The organism is Dietzia sp. HMSC21D01 (genome assembly GCF_001815995.1).
GTDB lineage: Bacteria > Actinomycetota > Actinomycetes > Mycobacteriales > Mycobacteriaceae > Dietzia > Dietzia cinnamea.
Window position 1 is genome coordinate 1 of record NZ_KV823987.1, and the last position, 9,294, is coordinate 9,294.

The 9,294-nt window shown below is 70.4% G+C and carries 8 protein-coding genes and 2 pseudogenes; 2 read left to right on the forward strand and 8 right to left on the reverse strand.

What is annotated here, in order from left to right; all coding sequences use genetic code 11:
• Nucleotides 1–395: 395 nt before the first annotated feature.
• Nucleotides 396–1,281 (forward strand): annotated as a pseudogene (locus HMPREF3086_RS11700) (VOC family protein).
• A gap of 425 nt (nucleotides 1,282–1,706) precedes the next feature.
• Here HMPREF3086_RS11700 and HMPREF3086_RS11705 read toward each other — a convergent pair.
• From HMPREF3086_RS11705 to HMPREF3086_RS11735, 8 genes and pseudogenes are all read right to left on the reverse strand, one after another.
• On the reverse strand, nucleotides 1,707–2,702 hold the full coding sequence (locus HMPREF3086_RS11705; RefSeq protein ID WP_070722005.1) for an alpha/beta hydrolase: 996 nt from the start codon (nucleotides 2,700–2,702) through the stop codon (nucleotides 1,707–1,709).
• The gene (locus tag HMPREF3086_RS11710; protein WP_070722007.1) at nucleotides 2,699–3,571 is read right to left on the reverse strand and encodes an SDR family oxidoreductase; all 873 of its coding nucleotides are present in this window, start codon (nucleotides 3,569–3,571) and stop codon (nucleotides 2,699–2,701) included. Before HMPREF3086_RS11710 ends, HMPREF3086_RS11705 begins: the two co-directional genes overlap by 4 nt.
• Complete coding sequence (locus HMPREF3086_RS11715; RefSeq protein WP_083324420.1) at nucleotides 3,568–4,728, reverse strand: MBL fold metallo-hydrolase; 1,161 nt, start codon at nucleotides 4,726–4,728, stop codon at nucleotides 3,568–3,570. Before HMPREF3086_RS11715 ends, HMPREF3086_RS11710 begins: the two co-directional genes overlap by 4 nt.
• Before the next feature lie 97 nt (nucleotides 4,729–4,825).
• Nucleotides 4,826–5,047, reverse strand: coding sequence for a helix-turn-helix domain-containing protein (locus HMPREF3086_RS19920; protein ID WP_210401868.1), 222 nt, complete (start codon nucleotides 5,045–5,047; stop codon nucleotides 4,826–4,828).
• A gap of 7 nt (nucleotides 5,048–5,054) precedes the next feature.
• Nucleotides 5,055–5,330, reverse strand: a pseudogene (locus HMPREF3086_RS19925) (AraC family transcriptional regulator ligand-binding domain-containing protein); the annotation flags it as partial.
• A 115-nt stretch (nucleotides 5,331–5,445) separates the two neighbouring features.
• On the reverse strand, nucleotides 5,446–6,252 hold the full coding sequence (locus HMPREF3086_RS11725; protein ID WP_210401869.1) for a sucrase ferredoxin: 807 nt from the start codon (nucleotides 6,250–6,252) through the stop codon (nucleotides 5,446–5,448).
• 109 nt (nucleotides 6,253–6,361) lie between these two features.
• On the reverse strand, nucleotides 6,362–7,573 hold the full coding sequence (locus HMPREF3086_RS11730; RefSeq protein WP_070722012.1) for a cupin domain-containing protein: 1,212 nt from the start codon (nucleotides 7,571–7,573) through the stop codon (nucleotides 6,362–6,364).
• A 6-nt stretch (nucleotides 7,574–7,579) separates the two neighbouring features.
• A complete protein-coding gene (locus HMPREF3086_RS11735) occupies nucleotides 7,580–7,846 on the reverse strand; it encodes a hypothetical protein (protein WP_063972174.1) in 267 nt (88 codons plus the stop codon).
• A 335-nt stretch (nucleotides 7,847–8,181) separates the two neighbouring features.
• On the opposite strand from HMPREF3086_RS11735, the gene HMPREF3086_RS11740 reads away from it, so the two are divergent.
• A complete protein-coding gene (locus HMPREF3086_RS11740; RefSeq protein WP_070722014.1) occupies nucleotides 8,182–9,081 on the forward strand; it encodes a 3-hydroxyacyl-CoA dehydrogenase in 900 nt (299 codons plus the stop codon).
• Nucleotides 9,082–9,294 lie beyond the last annotated feature (213 nt).

Below are 9,294 nucleotides of genomic sequence, written 5' to 3' on the forward strand. Positions count from 1 at the left end.
GCATTTAGGAACTAACGACACGCGACACTAACGGGATCCGGTGGCCGGTCGAAGTGCGACGCGTCGGTGCTGGTAGCCGTGCTAGTTGTACTCGGCCAAAGTCAGCGGCCGCATCCGAAACCGACCGGGCGGTCAACGCGTTGACTCGTCGATACTCAAGAAGTAAGCCTGGTCGATCGCGGCGGTGCCGCTACAATGCGGCGCCTCTCGCGTCAGCCTCCTGGGCTTATCTTATAGCTAGGGTCCCACCTGCACCTTTCCCACACAGCAGGATCGCCTGGCGACGCGCGCCACTACGCGGTCACTGTGTCCTCATCCCTCCCCCGGACGCGCGCAGCGCGACGGACGGCGGCACCCCCGGCACGCCGGGACCCTCATCGGCGAAAGGACACTCCATGGGCGACATCCGGGCCCTCGGCTACCTCAGGATCAACACCACCGACCTCGACCGCTGGCGCACCCTCGCCCACGACGTGCTGGACCTGGGCGTGGGCGCCGGCGGCGACGACGACACCCTCCGCCTGCGCCTCGACGAGCGCGCCCGACGCATCACGCTGCGCCGCGCCGAGAAGGACAACCTCGACGCCGTGGGCCGGGAGGTGCGCGACGAGATCGCCCTCGACCGCGTCCGGGCCACCCTCACCGAGCACGGCATCGCCTACCGCGACCTCACCCCACGACGAGACGCAGGCGATCAAGGTCGACGGCGCCATCACCCTGGAGGACCCCTGCGGCCAGCGCCTGGAGATCTTCCACGGCGCCGAGCTCGACCACTCCACGGTCTCCACCAGGTACCGCACCGAGTTCGTCACCGACGAGCTGGGCCTGGGCCACCTCGTGGTCCCCACCCCCGACTACGACGCCACCATCGGCTTCTACCGCGACGTGCTGGGCTTCCACACCCGCGGCGCGTTCCCGTTCCCGGCCGCCCCCGGCATGCCGCCGTTGCGCATCCAGTTCATGGGCGTCAACCCGCGCCACCACAGCTTCGCCGTGATGCCCGCCCCGCACATGGGCCCGGGGATCGTCCACATCATGCTCGAGGTGGCCGAGATGGACATGGTCGCCCAGGCCATGGAGCGCACCACCGAGCACGGGTTCGGCATCTCCTCCACCCTCGGCCGCCACACCAACGACAAGATGGTGTCCTACTACCTGCGCGCGCCCGGCGGCTGGGACATCGAGTACGGCTACGACGGCCTGATGGTGGACGAGGACCAGTACCTGCCGCAGAACATCATCGCTGACAGCTACTGGGGCCACGACTGGTCCGGCAGCTAGCCCCTGGCCTGCACCATCCCGCTCGAGGAGCCCGCCGCCGAGGCCGTCGCCGACTCCCTGTCCGAGCCGGTGGTGGAGACCGTCTGACGCACTGACGCTTCCTACGCGCCCCTGACCTCGATCAGCTCCCACTGCCTGACGGGGTCGGGGGCGTGGGACCGGCACATCGTGACGATCGGGTCCGAGTAGGTCTCGCCCAGCTTTACCTCGACCGGACCGTGCGAGCACTTCAGCGTCACCTCGGCCGGTGCTCAGGGACCGGGAGTCCGAGGTCCTGCGCGCCGTGGCCGAGGGGGTCGTGTAACCGACAGGTCGCCGCCTCGCTACCTGCACCTGTCCGAAGCCACGGTCAACACCCACCTCGTGCACGTCTCGACCAACTAGGCGTGACCTTGCGGACCGCCGCCGCGGCCCGGGCACGCGAGCTAGGGGTGGCGCCGTGAGAGAGGGTGCCGTGAGACCGGCGCCGTCAGCGTCTGGCGCAGGAACTCGACCGTGATCCTGCCGGCGTGGCGGCTGTGCGGGGTCAGGCCGGCGAGCACCGGGAACGCGTGGACTGCCGAGTACCACCGATGGGTCTCGACGGGCCGCCCGGCCGCGTGTAGGCGTTCGGTCAGCTGGAGCGCGGTCGGTTCCACGAGTTCCCCCGCAGCCAGGGTGATCAGCGTCGGCGGGAACACCTCCGGATCGCAGGTGAGCATCGAACGGCTGCTCTCCAGCCCGTCGGCGTGGTGCTGCCACAGCCTCTGGAACCGCTGCACCGTGACGGCCGGTTGGTAGGAGTCGCGCGTGGCCCACGGCCCCTCACGCACCTCGCCATCGACGTCGAGCAGGGGCGAGTAGCCCACCATCGCGGCGGGCTGGCGGACGCCATCGCGGGCGGCCAACTCGCAGATCGCGGCGGCCAGGTACCCGCCCGCCGAGTCCCCGGCCACCACGATCCGGTGATCCGCGGGCAGTTGCTCGGACAGAGCGCGATACCCGGCGTAGGCATCCGCGACCACGGTCGCCAGGTCGACCTCCGGCAGCATCCGGTAGTCCAGCGAGTGCACGGTCACGCCGAGGTCTATCGCTAGCCGGCCGCAGAGCCCACGGTGGGTGCCGGGGCCGCAGAAGACGAACGCGCCGCCGTGGAGGTAGAGCAGGGTCACGTCGGCCAATGCGTCCGGGCCGACGGAATCGGGGGTCGACGTCTCGGCCGCGGTGCCGCCGAGCACGGTCCGTTCCACACGCACCCCGGCGGGGCCCGCCAGTCGCGAGAACCCGCGCTCGACTTCGGCCAGCCCCCGGATCCCGGCGCCGGTCATGGGCCAGAAGCGGTACACCTGACGGAGCGTCGCCCGCCCGGCCCAGTAGAGCAACCGGGACTGCAGGTCGACCTCACGATGGATGATCACGGAGGGGTCTGTCCGAGTGGTCAAGAGCGGGACGATCCTTGCGTTCGTAGGAGAGTGCGCTGCTTCCGGCGACCCTTGGCGGCCATCAGCGGCAGGAGGGCGGACGCCAGGCGGGGGAACGCGGCACCCAGCCTGGCCAGCGCCCCGCGCCTAGCCGGGACGGCCGTAACCGGGCGCCGCGACTCCAGCACCCTGCCCACCGCGCGCACCACGTCCTCCGACTGCAGGAGGACACCCGAGAACGACAGCGCCGCCTGCGGGTCCTCGAGTTTGTCGAAGAGCATCGGGGTCCAGATGCCGTCCGGGCAGATGCACGAGATGTCGATATCGTCCACCCCGGCCAGCCGCAGGTCGGCGGCCGTGCTGGAACTGAAGCCCATCACCGCGTGTTTGGACGCCGCGTAGACGGCCTCGCCCGGGACCGCGGAGATCCCCGCCAGCGAGACGATGTTGACGATGTGCCCGCCACTGCCGGTCGCGCCGGTGCCCGGGATACCAGCGCTGCGGCCGCGCATGGCCTCGATCGCGGCGACCGTGCCGTTGATCGTCCCCAGCGCGTTGACGTCCAGCATGAGCCGCCGCTGGTCGTCGGTCTGCTCCCACGCCGGGCCGGTGAGCAGGACGCCGGCGTTGTTGACCCACACGTCCACGCCCCCGGTCTCCGCGACCAGCCGGTCCCGGGCCTCGTCGACCTGCCCGCGATCGCGGATGTCGACAGCGGCCCAGAGCGCACCCCGCCCGATCTCCGCGGCCGCCGTCCGGGACGACTGCTCGTCCAGATCGGTGATCATGACGCGATACCCGCGGTCGGCCAGCAGGCCCGCGATATCTCGGCCCAGGCCGCGACCGGCCCCGGTCACGAGCGCGCTGCGGATCCTCGTCGTCGTCGTCACTTCCCGTCCCTCAGTCCAGCGCGGATCTCGCCGTAGGAGATCCCACCGTGGCAGTACGTCGGCACCACAGGCCAGAAACGCTTCCACGGCGCCAGTTCGGTGGAGGGCAGGATCTGCAGCCAGCGCGGGTCGGCCGGGCACGGGTCGGCGAGGGTCTTCTCCTTGATCATGGAGTCGTACTGGTCCAGCGCGTCCTCGAGGGTGTTGGCGTTGGGGCAGATCTCGCGGCCGTACTCGCGGTGGTAGCGGCGCACGCCGGGGATCTTCGACAGCTCCGGCTGCCAGTTGTCCAGGGAGATGCCGTTCTCGGAGGACACCCACACGCCGTCCGGGGTGTTGATGACCAGCGAGTGGTTGCCGTCCGTGTGGCCGGGCGTCCACAGCAGGGCGATGCCGGGGCCGAGCTCGATGTCGCCGTCGAACACGGCGAACCTGTCCCGGTGGACGCCGTCGAGTCCGCCGGAGACGTACCAGGCCCATTGCATGGGGTGCAGGTCCTCCAGGGTGGCCAGTTCGCGGCGGTGCACGAGCAGCTGCGCATCGCCGAACAGGGCGGTGCGCGGCGTCGGCTCGCCCGCGATCACCTCGCTCGAGCCGAGAATCATCCGGGGGTCCTGCACGTGCAGGTGGTCGAACGTGAGGAAGTCCACGTCCTCCGGCCGCAGCCCCACCTTGGCCAGGGCCTCGCCGGGCTCGTTGAAGTACTTCAGAATCGCCTTGCTGGCCAGGCGGCCGCCGGGGACGGCGTCGACCAGCCTCTCCAGATTGGCGTAGAACGGCGCCTTGGCGGAACCGGCGGGGACGGTCGGCTCGAACACCAGGGTGCGGGGCCGACCGTTCCAGTCGTCGTACTGGACCACCACCATGCGGTTGATCATGGTGACCAACGGCAGGCTGGGCACCGACACCGCGTTGTCGAAGGCGTACTTGACCGGGTACGGCGCCCCGGCCACGTCGACTGACCGCACCGCCCGCACCTGCCCCTGCTGCACGAACCGCTTCTTGTACTCGGCGGCCGCCGAGCGCACCGCCCTCAGCCGCTCGCCCCGCGGCCACACGTCGTGGACGCCGTCGAATTCGGGGATCGGCCGCGCTCCGATCTGCTCGAGCATGGGTCCGGACACCTGGTCCGAACGCGGTGGATCTTCGCGCAGCATCGTTCGCTCCTCCTCGCCGATGGGGTGGCCGCCCGGGGGCGCCGGTCGTTCCCGCGGTCGACACCAGCATCCGGTGTCCGGCGGCGGGAAACTTGTGTCAGGGCGACAGGTTGGTGGCCCGCCTCAGCTCCCCGGGGGACATACCGAACCACCGGCGCGCCGCGTGGCTGAGCGTGGCCTGCTCGGCGAAACCGACCAGGTCGGCGATCTGGGTGAAGGACAGGTCGCTGGTCGTGATGAACCGGTGCGCGCGATCCCGACGCAGGCCGTCGACGACCCGGCCGTAGGTGGTGTCGACGGCGGCGAGGCGACGTTGCAGCCTCCGCGGGGGTCTGCGACGATCCGATCGCGCGCGCGATGGGGCCGAGAATCGTCACGTCCTGCCGTTCGGCCAGCCGCAGACCGAGGTCCGGGCAGCGCAGGTGGGCTGCCGCCACATCGAGCATCCGGTCGTGGTCGGTGATCGACAGCAGCCCGTCCTCGTCCGCCAACGTCTCTGGCTCGATGCCGAACCGCGCGAGCAGCCGATCCGGATCCCCGCCGAGTTCGGTGACGAGCTCAGCGAACCCGCGCAGGCTGGCGGCGCGGATCAACGGCTGCATCGACGTCGCCTGTCCTTTCGCGTGCGGAGTCGCCGAGGAGCCGCGGTCGAGGACGTCTCCGCGGAGCCACACGTGGTTCGACCATCCTCGCTCCACCTCGCCCCGACGTCCGGCCCTACCCGCCGCCCCTGACCTCGATCAGCTCCCACTGCCGGACCGGCCCGGGGGCGTGGGCCCGGCACATCGTGAAGATCGGCTCCGAGTAGGTTTCGCGCAGCCACACCTCGACCGGACCGTGCGGGCCCTCGAGCGTCACCTCGACGTGCTCGTCCCGTTCGACCACGCGCACCGGGGCGAAGGCGTCGATGCGGTCGTCGGGCTCCACCGCCCGGGCGTGATGCTGGGCGCTCTGCACGGCCGCCGAATAGCTACTGCGTCCGCGCAGGAGCCGCTCGTCGACCCGGCCCTCGGTGTATCGCGTGACGATCTCGGCCGGATCCTCCGCCTGATCGACACGCCCGTAGTAGAGGCCGTGCGGCAGGATGAGCATCGTCGCGGCAAAGCGATCGCCACCCAGGTGCGAGCACTCCCACGTGAACTCCGGATACCGGTCGGCGATGAGCCCCGCAGCGCGCCGGCCCCGCACCGCGCAGCACTGATCGTGCTTACCGTGCGCGCAAACCGCGACCAGCGGCTCCGCGCCGGGAGAGCCGGCGGAACCGTCGAGGGGGATCTCGGCGTAGCCGACCGGCCCGTCGACCTCGCCCCACCGCAGAGATTCGTGCCCGGGCCGCGCGTCGGCGAGCGCCCACCGCCAGCGTTGCTCCTCTGTATGACGACGACGACCCGGCCTGCGGATCGCGGCCACCCGGACGTCGGCCTCCTGGGCGCGCCCCGCGATCTCGCGACCCAGTTCCGGCGGAAGGAGACCCGGCGAGTCGAGCAGCGCCGAATACCCCCACGGGCCGGACAGCTCGACCATCAGCCACCGCAACCCCCGGGAGCCCGACCCGTCCAGGGGATCGCCGCGGCGCAACGACGAGTCACTGCACGGCTCCCAGTCCGCAGGCCTGCTCACAGCGCCATCACCCTCACAGAGCCACCACCACACCCTCGCGCAGCAACCGGCGCAGCACCACCGCGCCGTCCGCGGTGTCCAGTCCCGGGAGCGCGCCGGCGCTGACCGGGTCGCCGTCGATCATCTCCCGCAGCGCGGGCTCGCACTCCGCCGGGAAGGTGATCGACTTGTCGGGCAGGCGCAGAACGACCTTGTCGGCGACAGCAGCCGGGCCGATCGAACCGTGTAGGCCGTCGCGCCACCTCACCGGAGTGTCGGCGTCGAGCGCGGCGACGGCATCGAGGGTGGCCAACGGGCGGATGGCCGCGGGCCGCGTGAGTTCCAGGTACCGGGCGGCGAGCGCCCGCCCGGTCCGCGCCGCGATCGCGTCCGGCTCCTCGGTGGCCAACCGGGCGATCGTCGCGAGCACCTCCCGCACGTGGTCCTCGGTCCGATCGGCGGCTACCGGGGCGAGACCGAGCGGCAACGACGCCCGCAGTCCCTCGTCCGAGGCGAGCCCGTCGAGCACCGCCCGGGCGATGTCGACCCCGGTGAAGGGCGCGACGCCCACCGTCAGATGGATCGACGTCTCGCCCAGCGCCTCCGCCGAGTGGATCCAGCCACGCGGTAGGTACAGGCAGTCCCCGGGCTCGAGGACCTCGTCGATGACCGGCTCGTCCGCGGCCCGCGCCGAGATCGCCTCGCGATGATCCGTCCACGGCTGGTCAGGCAGCGGATGGTGGTGGACGGGCTCGTGCACCCGCCACCGCTTGGCGCCCGACACCTGGAGGACGAACACGTCGTGAACGTCATAGTGCGGGTCGAAACCCCGATTGGCCGGCGGGGTGATGTACGCGTTGGTCTGCACAGGATGGCCGACGTCCGCGTTCATGTCCTGAACAAAGTCGATGATCGGCGGCCAGAACCGGTGCAGGCCCTGCAGCACGATCGTCGCCCCGGCCGCGAACTGCGTGAGCATCCCGTCCGGGTCGATCTGATCGGCGATCTGCGCACCGAAGCCGGCGGCGCGGGTGAAGCACGCCCGGTCCACGAGCGAGCCCTCCCGCGCCATCCGGACGAACGGCGTGCGCACGCCCCGCTCGGCGATGATCTCGTCGACCATCGCCGGGGACAGCAGGTCCGAGAAGTCGCGCGGCAGCTGCGCCGAGCGGGTCAGCAGCGGTCGCCGACCCCAGACCTCGTCCGCGAACTCATCACGCCCGCAGCCGATGCACCGCTCGAGCACCAGGGATCACTGCGTACCGTCGGCGCCGCCGTCAGCGCCGTCCGGGTTCGACCCGCCATCAGCGGGTCCTTCGCCGGCATCGGCAGCCCCGTCGGCCCCGCCGTCGTGACCTTCCGGGTTCGAGCCACCGTCGGCCAGACCCTCACCCTCGCCCTTGGTGTGGTGCGCGGAACCGTCCGCGCCGCCGTCGTGGCCGCCCGGGTTGGAGCCGCCGTCGGCGACCCCTTCGCCCTGGGCGGCGGAGGTGGTCATGTCGTCGTCGTTGATGGCCATCTGCGTTCCTCTCGTCAGCGCAGGCCGATGACCTGCACGATCGTGCGGTGTCGCCATGTGCCCTACCGTGGTCCCGCGAATGTGGTCCCGGACACAATGGCCGTTCCGGTTCCCACTATGGCACCGGCCGGACCTCGGCACGACCGGACGCAACGGGCCCGCAGCAACCGATTCCGCTGGCCTCAGCCGGTTCCCATGCATCGGCCGACGGGGGTTCTCACGGCGCACGACACGCAAACTGCCGTCAGCCTGTGCGACCCAGGTCGGACCGGCGTAACGTCTGTCTCGCGGAACCACCGCACGCATCAGCGTGAACGAGAGGAGCTGCAATCACCTTGACCGACATCACCGAGGTAACCGTTTTCGGAACCGGCGTACTCGGATCCCAGATCATCATGCAGGCCGCCTACCACGGCAAGACCGTGACCGGCTACGACATCTCGGACGAACTGCTCGCCGAACTGCCCGAGCGATGGGAGTGGATGCGCGGCTACTACCGGCGCGACCTCCCCGACTTCGACGAGGCCCGTTTCGACGCCGCCATCAAATCCATCAAGACGACCACGGACATCGCCGAGGCGGTCGCCGACGCCGACCTGGTGATCGAGTCGATCCCGGAGAAGCTCGACCTGAAGAAGCAGGTCTGGGCGCAGATCGGAGCCCACGCGCCGGAGAAGACCATCTTCACCACCAACACCTCGACGCTGCGGCCCAGCGACTTCGCCGCCGACACCGGCCGCCCCGAGAAGTTCCTGGCCCTACACTTCGCCAACCTCGTGTGGCGCTACAACACCGGCGAGGTCATGGTCACGCCGCAGACCGACAAGAAGTACTTCGACGCGGTCCTCGAGTTCGCCGGCGAGATCGGCCTCGTCGGTGTACCCATCCACAAGGAGACGCCCGGCTATCTCCTGAACAGCCTGCTGGTCCCGTGGCTCAACGCCGGCGCCGCCCTCTACGTCAACGGCGTCGCCAATCCCGCCGACATCGACACCGTCTGGCGCACCGCCGCCAACTCGCCGCACGGCCCGTTCCAGGTGTTCGACACGGTCGGCTTCAATGTGGCCGCCAACATCTCCCGCGCATCCGGCGACCCCACCAGGATCAAGTTCGCCGACATGCTCCAGGAGGGAATCGACGCCGGAAAGGCAGGACTCGGCGACGGTCAGGGCTTCTATCGTTACGACTCCGATGGCAACATCATTGAGCCCGTGGAGGACTGGAACCTCAACTGAGCGACGGGCCGAGGCGGCGCCGCCCCCGCGGCCCTCGGAGCGACGAGAGCCGCCGCCCGGCGCGAACACCGAGCGGCGGCTCCGTCGTTGCAGCCGCGGACCTCGTCGTCGTCGTACTCCCGACGGCGTACCCCGCGACCGCCTACCTGACCGGCAGGCGCGCTACTTGACCAGCAGCTGCGTTACTTGACCAGCAGCTCCGCGATCTGGATG